Origin of the sequence: Lentibacillus sp., assembly GCF_035301925.1 — a bacterium.
Taxonomy (GTDB): Bacteria; Bacillota; Bacilli; order Bacillales; family Amphibacillaceae; genus Lentibacillus.
In genome coordinates this window covers 14969-37452 of sequence record NZ_DATGTI010000088.1, presented here as the reverse complement: position 1 = coordinate 37452, position 22484 = coordinate 14969, and the positions used below count along the sequence as shown (strand labels likewise).

At 42.1% G+C, this 22484-nt stretch carries 19 protein-coding genes, 2 riboswitches and 1 other annotated feature; of the genes, 5 read left to right on the top strand and 14 right to left on the bottom strand.

The window, feature by feature from the left end; genetic code table 11:
* Positions 1 to 9 precede the first annotated feature (9 nt).
* The 7 genes from VK080_RS07825 to guaB all read right to left on the bottom strand — a co-directional run bounded on the left by VK080_RS07825 (position 10) and on the right by guaB (position 8351).
* On the bottom strand, positions 10 to 660 hold the full coding sequence (locus VK080_RS07825; protein ID WP_324224213.1) for a methionine ABC transporter permease: 651 nt from the start codon (positions 658 to 660) through the stop codon (positions 10 to 12).
* Positions 650 to 1681, bottom strand: coding sequence for a methionine ABC transporter ATP-binding protein (locus VK080_RS07820; protein WP_324224212.1), 1032 nt, complete (start codon positions 1679 to 1681; stop codon positions 650 to 652). Before VK080_RS07820 ends, VK080_RS07825 begins: the two co-directional genes overlap by 11 nt.
* Before the next feature lie 71 nt (positions 1682 to 1752).
* A riboswitch (SAM riboswitch) is annotated at positions 1753 to 1859 on the bottom strand.
* 80 nt (positions 1860 to 1939) lie between these two features.
* A riboswitch (SAM riboswitch) is annotated at positions 1940 to 2046 on the bottom strand.
* A gap of 192 nt (positions 2047 to 2238) precedes the next feature.
* The gene (gene serS / locus VK080_RS07815; RefSeq protein ID WP_324224211.1) at positions 2239 to 3513 is read right to left on the bottom strand and encodes a serine--tRNA ligase; all 1275 of its coding nucleotides are present in this window, start codon (positions 3511 to 3513) and stop codon (positions 2239 to 2241) included.
* Between the two features lie 52 nt (positions 3514 to 3565).
* Positions 3566 to 3784: a binding site (T-box leader), on the bottom strand.
* Between the two features lie 32 nt (positions 3785 to 3816).
* The gene (gene pdxT, locus VK080_RS07810; protein WP_324224243.1) at positions 3817 to 4407 is read right to left on the bottom strand and encodes a pyridoxal 5'-phosphate synthase glutaminase subunit PdxT; all 591 of its coding nucleotides are present in this window, start codon (positions 4405 to 4407) and stop codon (positions 3817 to 3819) included.
* A 15-nt stretch (positions 4408 to 4422) separates the two neighbouring features.
* A complete protein-coding gene (gene pdxS, locus VK080_RS07805) occupies positions 4423 to 5307 on the bottom strand; it encodes a pyridoxal 5'-phosphate synthase lyase subunit PdxS (protein ID WP_324224210.1) in 885 nt (294 codons plus the stop codon).
* Positions 5308 to 5381: 74 nt separating this feature from the next.
* Positions 5382 to 6725, bottom strand: a complete 1344-nt coding sequence (locus tag VK080_RS07800) for a D-alanyl-D-alanine carboxypeptidase family protein (RefSeq protein WP_324224209.1) — start codon at positions 6723 to 6725, stop codon at positions 5382 to 5384.
* Positions 6726 to 6884: 159 nt separating this feature from the next.
* A complete protein-coding gene (gene guaB / locus VK080_RS07795; protein ID WP_324224208.1) occupies positions 6885 to 8351 on the bottom strand; it encodes an IMP dehydrogenase in 1467 nt (488 codons plus the stop codon).
* Positions 8352 to 8574: 223 nt separating this feature from the next.
* Here guaB and VK080_RS07790 point away from each other — a divergent pair, with 223 nt between their 5' ends.
* The gene (locus tag VK080_RS07790) at positions 8575 to 9558 is read left to right on the top strand and encodes a YaaC family protein (RefSeq protein ID WP_324224207.1); all 984 of its coding nucleotides are present in this window, start codon (positions 8575 to 8577) and stop codon (positions 9556 to 9558) included.
* Between the two features lie 177 nt (positions 9559 to 9735).
* Here the strand turns inward: VK080_RS07790 and gyrA are convergent, their stop codons facing one another.
* The 7 genes from gyrA to dnaA all read right to left on the bottom strand — a co-directional run bounded on the left by gyrA (position 9736) and on the right by dnaA (position 19334).
* Positions 9736 to 12225, bottom strand: a complete 2490-nt coding sequence (gyrA, locus tag VK080_RS07785; protein ID WP_324224206.1) for a DNA gyrase subunit A — start codon at positions 12223 to 12225, stop codon at positions 9736 to 9738.
* A 318-nt stretch (positions 12226 to 12543) separates the two neighbouring features.
* Positions 12544 to 14451: a DNA topoisomerase (ATP-hydrolyzing) subunit B gene (gene gyrB, locus VK080_RS07780; protein WP_324224205.1), complete on the bottom strand. Its 1908-nt coding sequence runs from the start codon at positions 14449 to 14451 to the stop codon at positions 12544 to 12546.
* 131 nt (positions 14452 to 14582) lie between these two features.
* Positions 14583 to 14861: an extracellular matrix regulator RemB gene (gene remB / locus VK080_RS07775; RefSeq protein WP_324224204.1), complete on the bottom strand. Its 279-nt coding sequence runs from the start codon at positions 14859 to 14861 to the stop codon at positions 14583 to 14585.
* 15 nt (positions 14862 to 14876) lie between these two features.
* Positions 14877 to 15989 carry a DNA replication/repair protein RecF gene (recF, locus tag VK080_RS07770; protein WP_324224203.1) on the bottom strand — a complete coding sequence of 371 codons (1113 nt, stop codon included), beginning with the start codon at positions 15987 to 15989 and terminating at the stop codon, positions 14877 to 14879.
* A 15-nt stretch (positions 15990 to 16004) separates the two neighbouring features.
* Positions 16005 to 16229, bottom strand: coding sequence for a S4 domain-containing protein YaaA (gene yaaA / locus VK080_RS07765; protein ID WP_324224202.1), 225 nt, complete (start codon positions 16227 to 16229; stop codon positions 16005 to 16007).
* A gap of 431 nt (positions 16230 to 16660) precedes the next feature.
* Positions 16661 to 17797, bottom strand: coding sequence for a DNA polymerase III subunit beta (dnaN, locus tag VK080_RS07760; protein ID WP_324224201.1), 1137 nt, complete (start codon positions 17795 to 17797; stop codon positions 16661 to 16663).
* Positions 17798 to 17981: 184 nt separating this feature from the next.
* On the bottom strand, positions 17982 to 19334 hold the full coding sequence (dnaA, locus tag VK080_RS07755; RefSeq protein ID WP_324224200.1) for a chromosomal replication initiator protein DnaA: 1353 nt from the start codon (positions 19332 to 19334) through the stop codon (positions 17982 to 17984).
* 563 nt (positions 19335 to 19897) lie between these two features.
* Here dnaA and rpmH point away from each other — a divergent pair.
* From rpmH to jag, 4 genes are all read left to right on the top strand, one after another.
* Positions 19898 to 20032 carry a 50S ribosomal protein L34 gene (rpmH, locus tag VK080_RS07750; protein ID WP_324224199.1) on the top strand — a complete coding sequence of 45 codons (135 nt, stop codon included), beginning with the start codon at positions 19898 to 19900 and terminating at the stop codon, positions 20030 to 20032.
* 65 nt (positions 20033 to 20097) lie between these two features.
* Positions 20098 to 20442, top strand: a complete 345-nt coding sequence (rnpA, locus tag VK080_RS07745) for a ribonuclease P protein component (protein ID WP_324224198.1) — start codon at positions 20098 to 20100, stop codon at positions 20440 to 20442.
* A 196-nt stretch (positions 20443 to 20638) separates the two neighbouring features.
* Positions 20639 to 21403 (top strand): YidC family membrane integrase SpoIIIJ, encoded by a 765-nt coding sequence (gene spoIIIJ, locus VK080_RS07740; protein WP_324224197.1) that lies wholly within the window; start codon positions 20639 to 20641, stop codon positions 21401 to 21403.
* Positions 21400 to 22014 (top strand): RNA-binding cell elongation regulator Jag/EloR, encoded by a 615-nt coding sequence (jag, locus tag VK080_RS07735; protein ID WP_324224196.1) that lies wholly within the window; start codon positions 21400 to 21402, stop codon positions 22012 to 22014. Before spoIIIJ ends, jag begins: the two co-directional genes overlap by 4 nt.
* Positions 22015 to 22484: the final 470 nt, after the last annotated feature.

Genomic DNA, 22484 nt, shown 5'->3' with positions numbered 1-22484 from the left:
CTCAAAGCTTTAACGCCGTCTAACTTTTCTTGATAAAATATTTCCTGCCGTTTGCAATCCTTGGACCATGACAACAAGAATGGCTACAGTAATCATCATCACGATGGTGTCAAAGCGCTGATAGCCATAAGTAATAGCCAGATCACCGAGACCACCTCCACCAATCGCACCGGCCATGGCTGAGGCACCAACCAGACCTATCGTAGCAATGGTTATTCCTAATAAAAGTGAGCTTAATGCTTCTGGCAGCAGGAACCGGACAATCATTTGCCATGGTGTTGCTCCCATTGCCTGTGCTGCTTCCATCACACCTTGATCAACCTCGAGCAGTGAATTTTCAATTAATCTTGCAATGTATGGCCCTGAAAAAAGCACCATTGGTACAATAGCCGCTGCCGTTCCTATTGAAGTGCCAACAACCAATCTCGTAAATGGGATAACGGCAACCATAAGAATAATAAATGGTATCGAGCGAAATGTGTTTACGATTGCATTCAAAACATTAAAGACCGCTGCATTCTCCCATATATGTCCTTTGCGTGTCACAACCAGCAATATTCCTAACGGTAAGCCAATCAAAGTTGCAAAAATCAGTGAAATGGCAACCATTATAATGGTTTCCCCTAATGCCACAAGGATTTGATTCCAGTCAACTAACATCTGCCAATATCTCCTTTATAGTTACTTCCTGTTGGTTAATGAACATTAAAACCCGATTAATCTCTTTTGCTTCGCCTTCAAATTTAACGATCAAATTACCAAATGGAATTTCTTGCAGTTCCGTTATACTGCCAAATAATACATTCACTTCCACATCAAAACGCTTTGCTATTTGAGAAAGTAATGGAGTACCAGCGGAATTGCCTACAAATACAATGCGGTAAATTTGACTGGTTGATTGCTGTGTTTGAATTAACTGATGAACGGATTCCGGGATTTCGTCATGCATTACTGTACTGACAAAGTCATGGGCAATTTCCGTTCTTGGTTGTGCAAATACCTCGAAAACAGATCCTGATTCGATTATTTTCCCTTGATCGAGTACTGCCACTTTATCGCAAATTTCCCGAATAACGCCCATTTCGTGTGTAATCAATAAAATCGTAATGTTGTATTCCTGATTGATTCTTTTTAAAAGCTTTAAAATGGATTCTGTCGTTTGCGGGTCGAGCGCCGATGTTGCTTCATCACATAGCAATACCGCTGGCTCTGTTGCCAATGCACGGGCAATTCCAACGCGTTGTTTTTGCCCTCCCGATAACTGATCAGGATAATTTTTCGCTTTATCTCGAAGGCCAACGAAATCCAATAGCTCGTAAACGCGGTTTTCCACTTCTTTCTTTGATTTGTTCATGAGCAATAAAGGCATTGCGACATTCGTAAAAACTGTTTTTGAATTCAGCAAATTAAAGTGCTGAAAAACCATGCCAATATTTCGTTTTGCTTCTCTTAATTCTTTAGGGGAAAGTTTTAACAAATCCTGGCTGTTTACAACAATCTTTCCCAAAGTAGGCCGTTCGAGTAAATTTGCACAGCGAACCAACGAGCTTTTACCTGCTCCACTGAAACCGATAACACCAAATATCTCACCTTCCTCAATATGCAGATTGACATTATCCAGTGCTTTTATTTGCTTTCCTGTACTTTGATAAATCTTCGTTACGTTCTCAAAAGTAATCACAGATTTCCCTCCTTAAAATATGAAAAAGCCTCTCCTTCATAAATAAGAAGAGGCTTTTCCTTGGTTTCCTCTTCTTATCTATCAAGCGTGTTGCTTGCTGGAATTAGCACAGTACTTTTCAATAAAGTCCGCTGCCGAGGTATCTCAGGGCCAGTCCCTCCACCTCTCTGGATAAGAAGTTTATACGTATTCAGTTTAAAAATTTAAAAAATCCCTCCTTATCAAATAAGAAGAGACTAATGAAATGTGTACATACTCTTCTTATTTTTCAAGCGAATACTTGTTGGAATTGGCACAGTACTTTTCAATAAAGTCTGCTGCCGAGGTATCTTAGGGCCAAGTCCCTCCACCTCTCTGAATAAGAAGTTCAATTATTAAAATTAATATGATTGTCACTTTACTACTGTTACAAGATTTTGTCAATACAAATTTATATGAATTTCAATTTTTTTCTTGTGTACGGCGCAAAGGATTGCTGAAAAGTTGCTTTAGCCTATTTAATAGCCAAGAAACCTGAAAATCCATTCAAGATTTCTTGGCTGCCACATATCAATTTATTATTTAATAACATCCTTGCCGCCCATATACGGCCGAAGCACTTCCGGTACCACTACCGAACCGTCTTCCTGCTGATAATTTTCCAGGATGGCGGCAACAGTACGCCCGACAGCCAGACCTGATCCATTTAACGTATGGACAAATTCCGGCTTGCCAGTTGCTTCTCGGCGGAAACGAATGCCGGCACGTCTTGCCTGGAAATCTTCAAAGTTGGAGCACGATGAAATTTCCCGGTACGTTTCCTGACTCGGAATCCAGACCTCAATGTCGTACTTTTTCGCAGCCGTGAATCCCAAGTCTCCCGTACACATATTCATGACACGGTACGGCAGATTGAGCTGCTGCAATACCTTTTCAGCATGTCCCGTCAATGTTTCCAATGTGTCATAAGAATCTTCAGGTTTAGTGAAATGAACCAATTCAACCTTATTGAATTGGTGTTGCCGGATCAGCCCGCGTGTATCACGTCCGGCAGATCCTGCTTCAGACCGGAAATTGGCACTGTAGGCGGCATATTTCTTCGGGAGGTCATCACTTGACAGAATCTCATCCCGGTGAAAATTGGTGACTGGCACTTCGGCAGTTGGTATAAGAAAGTAATCCCATTCCTCAAGTTTAAAGACATCTTCTTCAAATTTAGGCAGCTGTCCTGTTCCTGTCAGACTGCCACGGTTAACAATCTGCGGCGGCATCATTTCGGTATAGCCATGTTCATCCGCATGCAGATCCATCATGAAATTAATTAATGCCCGTTCCAGCCGTGTGCCAAGTCCTTTGTAGAACACAAAGCGGCTTCCGGTTACTTTGGCTGCCCGTTCAAAATCGAGGATACCCAAATCAGCAGCAATGTCCCAATGCGGTTTTTCAGTAAAATTAAATGTTGGCAGGTTGCCCCATTTGCGTGCCACGACATTGTCATCTTCATCATCACCGATTGGTACACTTTCATGCGGAATGTTCGGGATCGACAGCATGATCGTTTCCAACGTTTCTTCAATGTCTTTCAGCTCTGAATCAAGTTCCTTTATTTTTCCCCCGACTTCCCGCATTTCTTTAATAGCCGGTTCTGCATCCCTCTTTTCCTTTTTCAGGGCGGAAATCTGCTTCGATGCTTCATTACGCTTAGCTTTCAGTGATTCCGTTTCAGAAATCAATGATCTGCGTCGCTCATCCAGCTCGCCGAACCGCTCCAGCTCGGACAAGTCTTCACCCCGATGAGCTAACTTTTCCTTTACTTCAGCAAAATGATTACGTAAAAATTTCATATCAAGCATAGGTGAATGCCTCCTTTATTATGATTACATAAAAAACTCCCGCCCCTGATAAAACAGGGACGAGAGTGTATTTCCCGCGTTGCCACCCTTATTGAAGCACATATTCGCTTCCGGCTCAAATGTGATAACGGTGTTTAACCGGGCCTGCCTACTGCTGTTTCAGCAAACCAGTTTAAGGACGGATTCACAAGCTGCTTTCATCGGTTTCCACCTGCCACCGACTCTCTGGGGAAAAAGCATACCTGCTACTGCTTCCTTTCATGACTGTTATTTATATTATGCTATATCATATCGGATTTTTCCCTATGATGCAAGTGTCTGTTTTGATTGTTCCACCATTTGTACGAAATATTCAATAAACCGGCTGTCGTCGGTCAATTCGGGATGAAAAGCTGTGCACAAATAATGACCTTGTTTTGCTGCCACAACCCTGTCCTTGTAAGTTGCCAGCACTTCCACATCAGGCCCGGCTTCAAGTATATACGGCGCCCGGATAAATACAGCGTTAAATGCCTTACCGATGTATGTCACATCCAAATTCGCCTCAAAGCTTGCCACCTGCCGGCCAAACGCATTACGTGCCACCTTCATACCCATTAATCCTAAATGGGCCTGCTCCTGACCCTCAATGGCACTTGCCATTAAAATCAGTCCGGCACACGTTCCGAATACCGGCTTTCCCTGTTTTCCGAAATTGCGAATGGCATCGAAAAAACCATAGCTGTCAATCAGCCGGCCCATTGTCGTGCTTTCACCGCCCGGCAGAATCAGACCGTCAATATCTGCCAGCTGCTCTTTTTGTTTTATCTCAACGGCTTCTGCACCTGCTTCCTCGATGGCACGAACATGCTCACGAACGGCACCCTGCAAAGCCAATACAGCAATAGTGCACATCATGATTCCTTCTTTCTATTCACTGCGATCTTGCATACGGTCTTGTCCTTCCAATGTACCTATTTCAATGCCTTTCATGGCAGTGCCAAGGTCTTTGGACAGTTCACTGATCAACTTGTAATTCGTATAATGTGTCGTTGCTTCAACAATTGCTTTGGCAAATTTCTCCGGCTCATTTGATTTGAAAATACCGGATCCGACAAATACACCATCGGCTCCCAATTCCATCATCAGAGCTGCATCTGCCGGTGTCGCTACGCCGCCGGCTGCAAAGTTGACAACAGGAAGACGGCCTTCTTGTTTAATCTCTACCAGCAGTTCATATGGCGCACCAATTTCTTTGGCATACGTCATCACTTCATCATCCGACATCGATGACAGCTTTCTAATTTCCGATTGAACCTGGCGCATGTGGCGGACTGCTTCGACAATATTGCCTGTGCCCGGTTCACCTTTTGTGCGCAGCATCGACGCACCTTCACCAATACGGCGGGCCGCCTCGCCCAAATTACGGCAGCCGCAGACAAACGGTACGGTATAATCAGATTTTTTCAAATGATATTCTTCATCTGCTGGTGTCAGTACTTCACTTTCATCAATATAGTCAACACCCATTGCTTCCAAAACGCGTGCTTCGACAATATGACCAATCCGTGCTTTTGCCATGACCGGAATCGATACGGCGTTCATGACCTCTTCGGTAATTTCCGGGCTTGCCATCCGGGCCACACCACCGGCAGCACGTATATCGGAAGGAACACGCTCAAGCGCCATGACGGCAACCGCACCAGCTTCTTCCGCTATTTTAGCCTGTTCAGCATTGACGACATCCATGATGACGCCGCCTTTTTGCATTTCTGCCATTCCACGTTTGACACGTTCTGTTCCTGTGTTTGCCATGTTGTTCCCTCCTATAGATCCATAAACATTTTCAAATTTTGCTTTTTTATATGCCTTAGACGGCCCTATCTTATTTAAAACCAGCCTTTTACTGTATCAACAACCGTGTTGAAGATATTTCCAAAGAAGCTTCCGATGGCACCAAGTGTCAGCATAAACCAGTTGTCTTTTTCAACACTTTTCTGGGCAACCAGATCGATTGACCCTTTTTCAGCATCCGGAAAAATATAGCCATAGTCACTTTCGCCATTATAGACAACTTCAGCCGTGCCAATCTTTTCACCTTTCTCAATTGGTGCAGTCAATTCTCCTTCTTCATTTAATTTATCTTTGTCCAATTGGTATTCGATGCTGTAATTTTCAGCTTGTTCTCCTTTAACAGGCGTACTGAATGCTTCTTTAGTTGCTACTTGTACAGTATCTTCCTTCCCTTTAGAAACAGGAATGGCTGATTCACCTTCCAACTGGTATCCAGCCGGGAAGATTTCCTGATTTTCAAATTGATTAAAGCCGTAATCCAACAGTTTAGCTGTCTCCTGAAAACGTGCTCCTTCGCTTTCTGTTTTCATGACAACAGAAATATAGCGGTTGCCATCACGTTCGGCAGTCCCTGTAAAACAATAACCTGCTTGTTCGGTATAACCTGTTTTTAAACCGTCTATTCCTTCATAATTGAATTGCTGTAAAGAACTCGCTTCTTCCTCGTCGTGTGGCAGCATCCAATTCCAATTGCGGATAGTCTGATCTTCAAACGCTGCTGAAGGAATCTTGGAGACCTCAAGTGCCTCCGGATAATCCTTGATTAAATAGTATGCCAGTAACGCTGCTGAACGGGCTGATAATAAATTATCAGCGTCAGGATCCGTTCCCTCTGGTACATTATCCCCAAGTGATGAATTAGCAAGGCCTGTCGAATTGACAAATTCATATTCCGGCAAACCCATTTCTTCTGCCTTTTCATTCATCATCTTGACAAATTCGCCTTCAGAACCGGCAATCAACTCAGCCAGTGCGATGGTTGTTGCATTGTCCGAGTTAATCGCCATTGCATCGTACAATTGTTTCACCGTATAGTCTTTATCCTGTTTCAACCCGACACCTGAGAAGGAGTCATCAGCAGATATACTGTAAGCATAATCACTGATTTGTGTTGTTGTATCCCAGCTAATTTGACCTTCCGCGATGGCTTCATGGACAAGGTATTCCGTCATCATTTTAGTCATACTAGCTGGAGGCAGTGCCATATCAGGATTTTTGGCATAAACAACCTTACCTGTTTCGAAATCAACCAATATGGCTGATTCTGCCTGAATATCAGGTCCTGCTGCCTGTGCAGTTAACGGCTGCACCGTTATTGTAGCTGCCATGACCAGTGTGACAAGCAATAATGACAAACTTTTCTTCATGCTGTGTTTCACTTTCCTTACCTCCACCATTATATGAAATCATATGTTGTTATAATAATTTTGCACCTAGCTATTTTACCATAAAAAATAGAGAAAAAATAGATAGGGAATGCCCTATCTATTAAATAGGTAATATTTAATATCAGTGGTAAACCAAACTTTTGGTTTCATTCACGAATAATTCGGTGCTTCTTTTGTAATTTGAACATCATGTGGATGGCTTTCCTTTAATCCGGCATTTGAAATCCGGATAAACCGCCCATCATGGCGCAATGCATTGACCGATTCCGTTCCGCAGTAGCCCATGCCTGCACGCAGGCCGCCAATCAATTGATGAACGGTATCAGCAAGTGGACCTTTGTAAGGGGTTCTTCCTTCAATGCCTTCAGGAACCAATTTTTTGGCGTCTTCTGCCTCCTGAAAATAACGGTCCTTGGAGCCGGCTTCCATAGCACCAACCGATCCCATGCCGCGATAGACTTTATATTGTCTTCCCTGGAAAATTTCGGTTTCACCCGGACTTTCCTTGACGCCAGCGAACATACTGCCGAGCATGACAGCATGAGCACCGGCAGCGAGTGCCTTAACGATATCGCCGGAATATTTGATGCCGCCATCAGCAATGACTGGTACACCATATTCGGAAGCTTTTGCCGCACAATCATGGACAGCTGTTATCTGGGGAACACCAATACCTGCCACAACCCTGGTCGTACAAATTGACCCCGGGCCGATGCCGACTTTGACAATGGTTGCGCCTGCTTTAATTAAATCTTCCGTCGCTTCAGCTGTCGCAACATTTCCTGCGATAATATCAAGATCAGGATAGGCTTCCCGTACCGTACGGACCTTATCCAAAACACCTGCCGAATGGCCGTGTGCCGTATCAATGACAATAGCATCCACACCTGCTTCAACCAATTTTTCAATCCGCTTCATCGCGTCACCAGTTACACCAACAGCAGCGCCAGCAAGCAGCCTGCCTTGTGAGTCTTTTGCCGCATTTGGGAATTCAATCACTTTTTCAATATCTTTTATGGTTATTAAACCTTTCAATATCCCATTTTCATCAACTAACGGCAGCTTCTCAATCCGATGCGCCTGAAGCAGATGTTCAGCCTCTTCAAGCGTTGTTCCCACAGGAGCGGTAACCAGATTGTCACTCGTCATCACATCTTTAATCGCGGTTGAATAATCCTGGATGAAACGTAAGTCGCGATTCGTCAAAATCCCAATCAATTTTTGTTCATTGATATTATTTACAATTGGGACGCCGGAAATCCGGAATTTCCCCATTAAATGTTCAGCATCATAAACCTGATGTTCCGGCGTGAGAAAAAAGGGGTTTGTAATCACACCGCTTTCCGACCGCTTGACACGATCTACCTGTTCAGCTTGATCCTCAATGGACATATTTTTATGAATAATACCCATACCGCCTTGACGAGCCATGGCAATCGCCATGTCCGCTTCAGTGACCGTATCCATTCCGGCACTGATCAGCGGGCTGTTAAGTCTGATTTTCTCAGACAAAACCGTACTGACATCGACATCCTTTGGCAGCACTTCTGATTTGGCAGGCATTAATAGAACATCGTCAAATGTCAGCCCTTCCTTGGCGAACTTATCTTCACGCATCTTTTATCCTCCTATCCATACTAATGTATATGATTAGAATCTTTATAATTGGTGAAACTAAACGGGTGAACTTGTTTCAAGGGGTAGTTCAAGGGAAATTCTATTGTTATATACAATAAGCCAAACATCATGCTTTTTCAACACAATTATCAATATGTGATAAAAGAAAATTGATTCGGAAAATTTACATAGTTAGAAGGGGTAATCCATGGAGAATCATCAAATGACTCATTTTTTTACATATCTGCAGTCACAGCAAACAGCACGTGATTATTTACATAGTTGTTATCAGCAATTAGATGGTGTTGACGCCGCTATAAAAAGTTTCGAGAACGGCCATAAATTTATGCATTATCTGGAACATGGCATCCGATTTTATGAGAATGGCAAACAAATGGAAACGCTCATGCAGCCAATGCTGTTTTTTTATGGCATGGTCCATTTACTCAAAGCCGCACTTTTAACAATAAGACCGAATTATCCTGAATCAACAGCGATACTGGCACATGGTGTATCAAGCCGAAAGCGTAAAAAGAAAGATTATACCTTTATGGATGATGAAGTGAAAATACAGTATAATGGGCTATTCCCTTATGTCTCTGAACACTTATTTTCGATTGGCAGAACACCGTTTGAAAAAATAAAAATGGAGCAGCTGTTTTCCTTAATTCCTGAAATGGATTCTATGTTCAAGTTTCACCACATGGAAAAAATGATTAAGGTCGGGAATATCGGCGCAACGCGTTTACAATTTCCAACCTTTGTATTGGACAATTTTTATTTAACCGCAAAGGCATTTATTAAGCGTATCAAACCCTATTTGCCACCGGTCAGCCAGACAGAAGCGACAGCTGCCTCTCTTCATGTGGCATTGGAAGCTCCATTCAATCCGGTACATAACAGTCCTTTTTTTATTGATACATACGACAGGGCAGGTTATTTTCCAGTGCAACGGGGAAATTTTTTGCCGATTTCCGAAATCATGATTCACTATTTGCTTCTTTATAATTTGAGCATGCTGTGCCGCTATGAAACCGAATGGTGGGGGGACTTACTGGCTGCCAAACCTGATAAAGATTATCCATTTATCAAACATTTCCTGACAATAACGGCCGAAAAAATCCCTTATTTATTGGGAAAATACATGCTGCAAATGAATTATGAGAGTAATAATCCCTTACAAAAGGTTGTTCAAAAATCTCTGTAAAATGACACATCAAATAGAGGACCTTCGATTAAATGCCGATACGTCAATCGCAAACTAAGGTCTGTTAATCTCACAGCTGTATCAGTTCCAAAAAATAAGAAAGGGCGGCCAGCAGATTAATACAAAGCGAATGTAATCCGTCACTGGTCACCCTTTTTAAATCATCATGTCAGCTGATTATTCTTCCCGATCTTCTGTCGCGTCTTTTTCAGTTTCTTCCGTTTCTTCATGCTCCGCTTCTTCTTTCTCAACCTTGGCGACGGTTGCCACTTCTTCATCGTCCTGCAGACGGATCAGACGGACGCCTTGTGCGTTTCGTCCGGTCTGGGAAATGCCATCAACCGGAATCCGGATCAAGACACCTGCAACGGTAATCAGCATAATATCTTCTTCACCTGTCACAGCTTTAACCGCCACAACATGATTGTCCTCTGACAGTTTACAAGTGAAAATCCCTTTACCGCCGCGATTCGTAACGCGGTACTGATCTTCCGGTGTCCGTTTTCCGATCCCTTTATTGGTCACATGTAAAACTTGTAATCCTTCATCCAAAATTTCCATTGAGACAACTTCATCATCATCTCTTAGTGAAATGCCGCGTACACCCGCTGCATTCCTTCCCATTGAACGGACCTGATCTTCCGGAAAACGAATCAGATAGCCATTTTTAGTGGCCATCATAATGTTTTTCGTGCCGTCTGTCAGTCTAACCGATATCAATTCATCCTCATCACGCAGGCCGACTGCAATCAGGCCGCCTTTGCGTATATTGGCAAATTGCGACAGTTTCGTGCGTTTTGATAAACCGTGTCTTGTCGTAAAAAACAAAAAGTAATCTTCACTGTATTCGGAAACGGATATGACGGCATTAATCCATTCATCTTTTTCAACCTGGAGCAGATTGATGATCGGTATGCCTTTTGCCGTACGGTTGAACTCGGGAACTTCATATCCCTTGGCACGATATACCTTCCCTTTGTTCGTAAAGAAAAGGATTGTATCATGCGTGGAAGTTGAAACCAGATGTTCAACAAAGTCATCTTCATTGGTCCCCATTCCCTGGATACCGCGGCCCCCGCGTTTTTGTGTCCGGTATGTGGAAGCAGGAAGCCGCTTAATGTAGCCCTGATGGGTCAGTGTGATAACAACATTTTCTTCAGGAATCAAATCCTCATCCTCAATCAAGTCCGCTCCGCCGGCGATGATTTCCGTCCGGCGCGGATCGTTATATTTCTCTTTTAATTCCGTCAGCTCTTCACGGATAATGGCCAGTACTTTTTCGTCATCCGCCAAAATAGCTTTCAATTCATCAATCTGTTTAAGAAGGTCATTGTATTCATTTACGATTTTTTCCCGTTCAAGCCCTGTCAGACGCTGCAGGCGCATGTCCAGAATTGCCTGTGCCTGTTTCTCACTCAAACCATAATTCGTCATCAGGCCGTCACGGGCGATGTCAGTCGTTTTAGAGTTACGGATAAGCGAGATAACTTCATCCAAATGGTCAAGTGCCACGCGCAGACCTTCCAGAATATGCGCACGTGCTTCAGCCTTTCGCAATTCAAAGGCAGTACGGCGTTTGACAATTTCCCTTTGATGTTCCAGATAGTGCTCCAGGCACTGTTTGATCGTTAACACTTGCGGTCGTCCATCAACCAATGCCAGGGTATTGATACCGAATGTAGTCTGCAAAGCCGTGTATTTATATAAGTTGTTTAACACAATATTCGCATTCGCATCACGTCGCAATTCTATGACGACGCGCAAGCCATTCCGGTCTGATTCATCACGCAGGTCTGTGATGCCGTCAACCCGTTTCTCACGCACAAGTTCAGCGATTTTTTCAATCAACTTCGCTTTATTAACCTGAAACGGTAATTCAGTCGCAATGATGGACGATTTGCCATTTGGGTGTTCTTCAATATGCACTTTAGCGCGAATGGTCACGGATCCTTTACCGGTCTCATATGCCTTGCGTATACCGCTTCGGCCAAGGATTTCACCGGCTGTCGGGAAATCAGGGCCATGAATATAATCCTCCATCAGTTCATTGATCGTAATTTCCGGGTCCTTACTGATAGCCAAAACCGCATCGATCGTTTCACCAAGATTATGCGGCGGAATATTGGTTGCCATCCCGACGGCAATACCAGCTGCACCATTGACGAGCAAGTTCGGGAAACGGGCCGGAAAAACAACCGGCTCCCGCTCTGTGCCATCATAGTTGTCCGCATAATCGATGGTATCTTTATTGATGTCCCGTAGTAACTCCATTGAAATTTTTGACATGCGTGCTTCCGTATACCGCATAGCTGCAGCCGAGTCACCGTCGACAGATCCAAAGTTGCCATGGCCGTCTACCAGCATATAACGGTAACTGAAATCCTGTGCCATCCGGACCATTGATTCATAAACCGCCGAATCCCCGTGCGGATGATACTTACCGATGACCTCACCAACGATACGGGCAGATTTTTTGTACGCCTTATCTGCATGCATGCCAAGGTCATTCATGGCATATAAAATCCTACGATGGACAGGCTTCATGCCATCCCGCACATCAGGCAGCGCCCGGGATACAATGACACTCATGGCATAATCGAGAAAAGACGTGCGCATTTCCTGATTAAGATTAACTTCCTGAACGCTTGGACGTTGTTCATCTGCCATTTAACAATACCTCCAAATCTTCCTTCCTGAGGTAAAGCGAAACTTCATTCAGCGGGACGCTTTTTCCCGCTGAAGAAGGGGAACAAAGGCTAAATACGCAACGTCGTGTTGCAACGCCTTTGTGACCTGCATCGTGCAGGCCCGAGCCGAATCGGACATTTATGGACAATTGGCCGCTGTCTTTTGGCGGATTACTATCCATTACATGCAGGATAAACAGTTCATTCATCGCTTTACCAGAAAAACAAAAAGTCTGATGTCAAACCAGTATAATGACCGATTGAGGCATCCTGACTTCCAGTCTATTTTATCAAAATACTAAATATCCAAGTTCTGGACATACTGGGCATTTTCTTCGATAAAATGCCGGCGTGGCTCGACTTTATCACCCATCAGCATATCTAAAATATGGTCAGCATCCATGGCATCGGAGAGCCCGACTTGAAGCAATGTACGATTGTCCGGATCCATGGTTGTTTCCCATAGCTGATCGGCATTCATCTCACCAAGGCCTTTGTAGCGTTGCAGACCCGGTTTTGGTGATTTCGGCAATTCGTTCAAAATCTGTTCCATTGCCTCATCATTATAAGCATAATGCACAGCTTTTCCTTGCTGTATTTTATACAATGGTGGCTGAGCAATATAAACATAGCCATTTTCAATCAAAGGGCGCATATAACGATAGAAAAAGGTTAATAATAATGTACGGATATGTGCACCATCGACGTCAGCATCGATCATGATGACAACTTTATTATAGCGGGCTTTGGTAATATCAAATTCTTCGCCAATCCCGGTTCCCATTGCCGTAATCATGGCCCGGACTTCCTTGTTGGACAAGATTCTATCAAGACGAGCCTTTTCAACGTTTAGTATTTTTCCGCGTAATGGCAGGATAGCCTGAAAGTGCCGGTCCCGGCCCTGTTTGGCGGAACCACCGGCAGAATCACCTTCAACAATATACAACTCACTGATGCTTGCATCCTTTGATGAGCAGTCGGCAAGTTTACCCGGTAAATTCGACACTTCAAGAGCACTTTTCCGGCGTGTTAATTCACGTGCCTTTTTCGCTGCAATCCGTGCACGTGATGCCATCAAGCCTTTCTCTACAACAATTTTTGCCACATCAGGATTTTCAAACAGAAACTTCGAAAAGGCTTCACTGAATGCTGAATCCGTTACCCTCTTGACTTCACTGTTCCCAAGTTTTGTCTTAGTCTGTCCTTCAAACTGCGGATCCGGATGCTTTATGGAAACGATGGCTGTCATCCCTTCCCTTACATCTTCCCCGCTCAAGTTTGGATCATTTTCTTTAAACAGGTTATGTCTGCGTGCATAATCATTAATGACACGCGTCAACCCAGCTTTAAATCCCGATTCATGTGTGCCGCCTTCATACGTATGGATATTGTTTGCATAAGAGTAAATATTGCTGACAAAACCATCGTTATATTGAATAGCAACCTCTACAGCAATTTGCTGTTCCTCACTGTCAGCATAAAATGGTTCGTGCAGCACTTCCCGGTTACGGTTAATAAATTCAACGAATGAACTGATTCCACCCTCGTAACAGTATTCGACCGGTTCCTCATCAGTCCGTTTGTCCTCAATTGAAATGGTGAGACCTTTATTCAAAAAGGCTAACTCACGCAACCGTTGAGAAAGGGTATCAAAATCAAATTCCGTTACTTCTGTAAAAATCTCCGGATCGGGTTTGAAATGTGTTTTCGTTCCAGTAATATCTGTTTCGCCAACCGTTTCAATTTTTCCCAGTGGCACACCTTTTTCAAAACCAAGATAATATATTTTTCCATCACGGTGAACATAAACGTCCAGATGGCTGGATAACGCATTCACAACAGATGCCCCGACACCATGCAATCCGCCGGAAACTTTGTAACTGTCATTACTGAACTTACCCCCGGCATGAAGCACGGTCATAATCACTTCAAGGGCCGGCTTTCCGGTCTTTTTCTGAATGTCCACCGGGATTCCGCGGCCATTGTCAGTGACTGTGATGCTATTATCTTTTTCAATGATAACCTGGATTTTATCACAATAACCTGCTAGTGCCTCATCGATACTGTTATCAACAATTTCCCATACAAGGTGGTGCAAGCCTTTTTCACTCGTGCTGCCGATATACATACTTGGCCTTTTTCGAACGGCTTCCAACCCTTCCAGCACTTGTATCTGATCGGCACCATAAGCTTGGTTCTCTGACATATTTTGTTCTGCTGACATTATTTCACCTACGTTTCCTGGAAAAACTCATGTCTTGACTATCAGACAGCGAGTAGCAAAGTTTTCCTATACTTTAATGCTTAAAAAAGATAAATCTATATGAGATTGATTATCTATTCAATCTCATCAGAATAGTCATCAAGTTTGTCGATAGTTGAAATCATACTGGCCCGTTTTTTCAGTGTTGCGACGGACAGCGAACTATAATAAATGTTGTCCGTCGTAATAACAACTGACTTCACTTCGTCAGTTGGACCAAAAACTTTTTCCTGTTCCGCAACATTTTCTACCATCTTTTCCATAATGCCTGAAGATGTCACCACACTGTAATCAATAATGGAAATGACATCTTCTGACCGAATAACGTTATCACTGCCGATATGAATAAACATCGAACACCTCCACAATCATGTATCAACCGTACCATTAGCCACCCGCAGCAATTGTGCCTCCCGCAATGTTTCATGATTGATGCCATCAATATTTGTGGTGGACACAAACGTTTGAACTTTGTCTTTGATTGTGTTTAATAAATGGGATTGCCGGTGATCATCCAATTCACTTAGCACATCATCAAGAAGTAAAACCGGATATTCGCCTACTTCATTACAGATAAGTTCGATTTCTGCCAATTTCACCGATAATGCTGCTGTACGCTGCTGTCCCTGGGATCCATAGGTCTGTACATCTTTATTGTTGACATAAAAAATAATATCGTCCCGATGCAGACCGGTTAATGTCGTACCGCGTTCTATTTCTTTCGTCTGCAATTCGTGAAATTTATTAGCATAGATACTTTCTATCTTTTCCTTATTCGCTGATTCTGATACTTCTATCGTCGGCTGATACTTGATTTCAAGGTTTTCTGTCCCATGGCTGATTGAATAATGAACCGGACGCGTCCATTGCCGGAGCAAATCAAGAAAAACAAACCGGCGCTCCAGAAGAATCGCTGCATGCTGGATCAGCTGATCCGTTAATACGTCAAGCATCGTTTTATCTTGTATTGTCTGACGCTGCAATTGCTTTAATAAATGATTCCGTTGTTTCAATATTTTTTGATACTGGCCAAGATGATAAATATACGTTGGCTGAATCTGTCCCAGTTCCATATCGATAAACCGTCTTCTAGTCTGCGGCGGACCTTTAACAAGCGATAAATGTTCAGGTGCAAACATAACAACGTTTAAAGCGCCGATGTAGTCACTCAGTTTTCTTTGCTCAATCCGGTTCAATTTTGCTTTTTTTCCTTTTGTTGACAAAATGATTTCAAGGGGGATTGTCTGATTCCGCTTTGTGATCCTGCCTTCTATTTTAGCATACTCATGCTCCCATTGGATAAGCTCTTTTTCTCTTGGTGTTCGATGTGATTTTGAAAAAGCAAGTACATAAATAGCTTCCATCAAATTGGTTTTCCCCTGGGCATTTTCACCAATAATCACGTTTATTTTATTATTAAAGGAAATATCCAGTGTTTCATAGTTCCGATAGTTTTTTAACTGTAATTGTTCAATGTTCATGCAAATTCCCCATGTTTAATCTTTCGTGACCATGTAGGATCCGATACCTTCCACTTCCACGACATCACCCGGATAAAGTTTCCTTCCTCTGCGGTGTTCAGGTTCGCTGTTAACAAGCACTCCCTGATCCTGCAAAAAAGCTTTTACCATACCACCGGAATCAAGTATATTCAGCAATTTCACAAATTGTCCAAGCAGGATATACGCCGTTTCTATCTGAATTTTTTCAGGTTGATGCATACTGATCACCAGACTTTTACTTATTGATTGAGGTTTATTGTACTTCTTATCTATTTTACTAAAGATTTGATGTTAAGGGAAGGAAAGTTGCTCTAATATTGTAAAGGATGTTCAAAAAGTCCGGTAAAAATGACACATCGAGGTAGAGGATCTTCGACTAAAAACCGACACGTCCTGTGTCGAACGTCGAAGTCACCACAACACGCACTATCCCGCTGCTCGAAACAGCGCCGCCTCGAACGTTGACGCGATTGACGTGCTAGTGCAGGCGCTCTCCCTTGATTGTCGTCGCGAACTTAGCCTGCCGGTCCTTTTTTATCTTCTTTTTTGAACATGCACTTGTAAAATAAGCGGTATTGGCAGATTCATGAAGCGTTAAAAACAGAAGGAAACCGGCTGATTTGCCGATTCCCCGGCATACACCTTTTTTATTAATATGTCCTGACTGGCAGAATCAATTGTAAAATCGAATCATCATCTGTGGGCTGGATGATAAACGGACGCATTGCACCAGTAAATTTAATGATGATTTCATCCTTGTCAATGACCTTCAATGCATCCAGCATATATTTTGAACTGAAGGATATTTTCAAGTCTTCTCCTTCTATTGACTGGGCAAAAAGCTCTTCGGCAACCTGTCCGATCTCAGGCGAATTGCTGGTAATTTGCAAAAGTTGGTTATCTTTTGTCGTCAGTTTGACAACATTATTCCGTTCCTCTCTGGCAAGCAGTGATGCTCTGTCAATCGTATTGATTAATTCTTTAGTTTTAACTTGAAGTACTGTCTGACTCTGATCTGGAATGAGCCGGGATGTTTCCGGGTAATTGCCGTCCAGTAATCTTGATAAGAAATGCAAATGCTTTGTTCTGAATAAAATTTGGTTATTGGTAACACTGATCTCAACTCTCTCTTCGTTATCATCCAGAATTTTATTGAGTTCATTCAAGCTCTTTCCAGGCACGACAATACTGGATAAGTTCAGGTTGATATCTTCCAGTGGAATACGGCGTGATGCCAGCCGATGACTGTCTGTTGCAGTGAAATGCAATGAATCATTTTCAATTTTTATATTAACACCAGTTAGAATTGGCCTTGTTTCCATTGCTGAAACAGCGAAAACAGTTTGTTTGATCATATTTTTCAGTAAATCTGACTGTATTTCAAAACTGCTGTCTGTCTCGAGTATGGGCAGTTGCGGATACTCATTGGCATCCTGGCCGTTCAGGTTGAATTCGGCTTTTCCTGATTTGATTGTTACATTGAAATGATCATCTGATTCAATTTCAACTGTACTTTCCGGCAGCTTCCGGACAATATCCGGGAAATACCGTGCCTGCAGAACAACACTTCCTTCTTCGATTTGTTCCACATTTACCATACCGTCTTCTTCGGCCGGAATAAATGATTCAATTGAAATATCAGAGTCACTTCCGGTTAGCGTAATTCCATTGGGAGTTGCTTCAATTTTCATGCCGGTCAGAATTGGAATGGCTGTTCTGGACGAGATGGCTTTCATGACATCTTGAACACCGGAAATTAAGTGCTGACGCTGTACGATAAATTTCATGAAATTATTCTCCTTTTGGATACATATATTTATTAATTTGTTATAGAAATATAATAATAACAGTAATAGTGCTTGTTGTTATGTGGATAACCCATCTTAAATCCACTGAACGGAAGTTATTCACATGTGGATAAGTTGTTTATAAGCGTGCATTCGTTGTACACATTGTTAACATGTTCATAACTTAAAATGATTTCAGCTGCTCTTTCAATTCTTCAATATCACGGTGTAAGAGCGTGTCGTCTTCCATCATTTTCACAACTTTTTCATGGGCATGAATAACGGTTGTATGATCTCTGCCGCCGAATTCTTCACCAATTTTGGGTAATGAAAAATCTGTCAGTTCCCTTGATAAATACATAGCTATTTGCCGTGGAAAAGCAATCGATTTTGTACGTTTTTTGGCCGCAAAATCTTCCAGTTTGACATTGTATTTTTCACCGACAGCTTCCTGTATGCCCTGAATCGTGATGGTACGCGGTTTGTTGCTCGGGATGATATCCTTCAATGCATCTGCCGCAAGCGAAGCATCAATATCTTCATTAACAAGTGACGAGTAGGCAACAACCCTTATCAAGGCACCTTCCAGTTCCCGGATATTGGTGTCAATCTGATTGGCAATGTAAAGCATCACTTCATTCGGTATATCGAGTCCTTCTGCTTTTGCTTTCTTTGATAAAATCGCAATGCGTGTTTCCAGATCAGGTGGTGTGATATCCGTGATCAGCCCCCATTCAAATCTGGAACGCAAACGGTCTTCAAGTGTCGGAATCTCTTTCGGCGGACGATCACTTGAGATGATAATCTGTTTATTATCCTCATGGAGTGCATTAAATGTATGGAAAAATTCTTCCTGTGTCGATTCTTTTCCGGCTATGAATTGAATATCATCGATTAATAGAATATCGACATTGCGATATTTGTTTCTGAATTGCGTTGCTTTGTTATCCATAATGGCGTTGATGAATTCATTCGTGAACTTTTCGGATGACAGATACACAACATTTGCCTCCGGATTGTGTTCCCGGACATAATGCCCGATTGCATGCATCAAGTGTGTTTTGCCAAGACCGACACCACCATAAATGAATAACGGATTATATGCCTTTGCCGGGGCTTCAGCCACAGCCAGTGAAGCTGCGTGTGCGAAACGATTTCCGGAACCGATGACGAATGTATCAAACGTATATTTGGAATTCAGCATTGTTTTGGTTTGCCCCGTTTTGCTATTTTGATTGTCCATAGGTACTTTTTTTGGAGTCGAATTCACTTCATTTGCAGAATCCTGTGAATCGGGAATGATGAATCGGGTTGATAATCGGGCACCGGTCAGTTCCAGCAAGATGTCGTCTATTAAGTTTGTATATCTGCCTTCAAGCCAGTCGCGTGCAAATTCATTTGGTGCCAATACAGTTAATGTATCTTCTTTTAAGGATTCGGCTTTTGTATTTTTCAGCCAGGTATCAAAGCTTGGCTTACTTATTTTTTCCTCTATTTTCTCCAAAACCGCATTCCACAATTCATCGATGTTTTTCAACGCATTCACCCCTTTCAATTTTTGATTGATGATAGAAAAACCCTTTCGCGGTCATTCATAACGTGATATTGAAAGACGGAAAGGTTATCTGTTGAAAAATAAATGCGTATTTGGTTGTGGACGGTTGAGCATGGTCACCGCAGTATAATGCTTAAGTTATGTACTTTTTCCACATGATTGTTGATAGTCAGGTGAACAGCGGTGTGCATGGCTATCCACATATTATCCACAACCTGTGGAAAAAGAGAGACTGTTTGACTCTTTTACACATATTAAAGCACAAATATAATACCAAAAAAAAGCGCATCATGCAACGCTTTTTCGACACTTATCCACAATATCCATCACTTGTAGACAATGTTTATCCACACCACTATATTTTGTGAGTAAATTGTCGATAAGCGTTGTGAATAAATTTTTTTTACCGGAAATGATTTCACAGTAATCTGTGGATAGACTTTTTGTATGAAAAGTTGACAGGCAGAATCGATTTTCATTATAATGTTCAAGACTGCCTTTAAAATGTAGATTTTGTTTGGATTCCTCAGGGAGGTGTATGATAAATGAAGCGAACTTATCAGCCAAATAAACGTAAGCGGAAAAAAGTGCATGGCTTCCGTAAACGAATGAGTACAAAAGACGGGCGCCAAGTATTGAAGCGCCGTCGCCGTAAAGGAAGAAAAGTATTATCTGCATAGACCACTGACATTATCAGTGGTCTTTTTTCCACTACAGTGGGAAAATGAATGGTAAGGTGATCGTGTTGAAAAAAAAGTATCGGATAAAAGACAATAAAGAATTCCAGTATGTGTTTAAACATGGGAACTCATTCGCAAATCGGGAGCTAGTTTTATATTATATAGAAAAGCCCGGACAGCAGCATTTTCGCATCGGCTTATCCGTTGGTAAAAAATTGGGTAATGCTGTTATGAGGAATCGTATAAAACGGTATTTGCGCCAGGCTTTCCTGGAGCTGGAAGGTTATATTCGTCCAACAACGGATATCATTATCATTGCCCGTTATCCAACACGGCAAATGAATTTTCATGATGTAAAAAAGAGTTTAGTTCATTTATTATCAAAAAAACGGCTGCTATTGAAAAAATAATCAGCTTTTCTAATTTTATATGGAATCTTCTATTCATTTAATGGTAAAATAGCAGTTAGGATTTTATACATAGGTTTATTAGTTTATTGTAACGTCATAAAATGAAAAATGATGTTTGACCTTTAAGGAAAAACTTGTACTTGCTATTGGATGAAGGCGGGGTTCAGGTTTTTCAAGTCAGTTGGGAGGAAGTAAATTGCGTAAAAAGGTTTTGTTGCTGTTAGCCTTAACCGGGTTAATAGCGCTCCTTTCCGGTTGTACGGAAATAAATGAACCAATCAATTCAGAAAGTGAAGGGATTTGGAATTCATGGTTTGTATGGCCGTTATCACAGGTTATTACTTATTTTGCAGATATGTTCAACGGAAGTTATGGATTAGCAATTATTATTGTAACTGTCATAGTTCGCCTGATTCTTCTGCCGTTGAACGTTAAGCAGTTAAAAAGTTCTAAAGCCATGCAAGATATTCAGCCGGAACTCAAGGAACTGCAACAGAAATATTCATCAAAAGATGCGAACACTCAGCAAAAATTACAGCAGGAAACGATGCAGTTATTCCAGAAACATGGGGTGAACCCGCTTGCCGGTTGTTTGCCAATATTTGTGCAAATGCCGATTCTGATTGCGATGTATCATGCCATTATGCGGACGCCGGAAGTACAGGAGCATACCTTTCTGTGGTTTCAATTGGGAAACTCGGATTATATTTTGCCGCTGCTTGCCGGTGGTGCAACGTTTCTGCAGCAAAAACTGATGATGGCAGGAAGTCAGGCTGCCCAAAATCCGCAAATGACGGTGATGCTCTACGTAATGCCGATTATGATTGTAGTTATGGGTTTCATTCTTCCAGCAGCATTAGCACTGTATTGGGTAGTGGGGAATGTGTTTATGATTGCTCAGACGGTTTTCATTCGTAAACCGATGATGGATGATCAAAAAACTGGAGGAGACAAAAAGTGAAAGAAATAACTGCTAGCGGACAAACAGTTGAGGATGCGGTCCAATCAGCATTAGAGCAGTTAGACACCACAAGGGACCATGTTAATGTTGAAGTTATTGATGAAGGCAAAAAAGGGCTTCTAGGCGTATTTGGTTCTAAACGTGCTTTTGTTAAAGTGACAATGGTAAAAAATCAAATTGAAGAAGCTGAAGCATTTCTGCGTAATGTAACCGAACAAATGAATGTGGAAGTTGACGTGACGACGACAGTTTCCGGAAATCATGTCACGTTTGATTTATCAGGTGATAAAATTGCTGTCCTGATCGGTAAGCGCGGTCAGACATTGAACGCCATTCAATATCTGGTACATCTTGTTTTGAATAAGGATGGTAATCAGTATTACACTGTTACAGTTGATGCGGAAGGATATCGCGGAAGAAGGAAAGAGACACTTGAATCACTGGCACATAAAATGGCAGATAAAGCATTAAGATTGAATAAAACGGTAACACTTGAGGCAATGCCCGCATTTGAGCGTAAAATTATCCATAGTGCCTTACAATCGAATGATCAGGTGACCACCCATTCGGATGGCGTTGAACCGCATCGCCGTATCGTCATAAAACCATAAACTCAAGAAAAAATCATCCCGTTAAACATTAACTGGGGTGATTTTTTTTATGCTATTTTCCGCAATTGTTTGGCGGATAAAAAATAAAACCTTTCTATCTGTATATGTGCAACCAAGGCTTGGCATGAAATTAACGGAAAGCTGGTTCGGCACTGAATCAATCAACGAAGCAGGTTAATAGAGACTGTCGACAAATATCCAGTTGTTGATAACGATAAAAAACATCTATCCACATGTGAATAGATGTTTTTTTCCTGCATGTAATGGACAGCATTTCGCAAAAACGGGGTAATAACTATCCATAAATGCCTGATTCTGCTCAACTAACATTCAGTGGGGAAAAGGGGGCCCCATTGAATGAAGTTTCGCTTTATAATGTATAAATATTAACATTGTGGATAAGTTTATTTTTGATGGATTTTATGATATTCTATTACATTAGTGACAGAAAAAATCATTGCATTTAATAT

Coding starts and splice junctions, on each gene's coding strand:
- VK080_RS07825 (WP_324224213.1), bottom strand. CDS start 660: ATGTTAGTTGACTGGAATCAAATCCTTGTGGCATTAGGGGAAACCATT.
- serS (WP_324224211.1), bottom strand. CDS start 3,513: ATGCTTGATATGAAATTTTTACGTAATCATTTTGCTGAAGTAAAGGAA.
- pdxT (WP_324224243.1), bottom strand. CDS start 4,407: ATGTGCACTATTGCTGTATTGGCTTTGCAGGGTGCCGTTCGTGAGCAT.
- pdxS (WP_324224210.1), bottom strand. CDS start 5,307: ATGGCAAACACAGGAACAGAACGTGTCAAACGTGGAATGGCAGAAATG.
- guaB (WP_324224208.1), bottom strand. CDS start 8,351: ATGCGTGAAGATAAGTTCGCCAAGGAAGGGCTGACATTTGACGATGTT.
- VK080_RS07790 (WP_324224207.1), top strand. CDS start 8,575: ATGACTCATTTTTTTACATATCTGCAGTCACAGCAAACAGCACGTGAT.
- gyrA (WP_324224206.1), bottom strand. CDS start 12,225: ATGGCAGATGAACAACGTCCAAGCGTTCAGGAAGTTAATCTTAATCAG.
- gyrB (WP_324224205.1), bottom strand. CDS start 14,451: ATGTCAGAGAACCAAGCTTATGGTGCCGATCAGATACAAGTGCTGGAA.
- remB (WP_324224204.1), bottom strand. CDS start 14,861: ATGTTTATTCATATCGGCAGTGATAACGTTATTCGGTCAGAAGATGTC.
- recF (WP_324224203.1), bottom strand. CDS start 15,989: ATGAACATTGAACAATTACAGTTAAAAAACTATCGGAACTATGAAACA.
- yaaA (WP_324224202.1), bottom strand. CDS start 16,229: ATGCATCAACCTGAAAAAATTCAGATAGAAACGGCGTATATCCTGCTT.
- dnaN (WP_324224201.1), bottom strand. CDS start 17,797: ATGAAATTTATCGTACAGCGTCAGCACTTAATTTCCGGTGTTCAAGAT.
- rpmH (WP_324224199.1), top strand. CDS start 19,898: ATGAAGCGAACTTATCAGCCAAATAAACGTAAGCGGAAAAAAGTGCAT.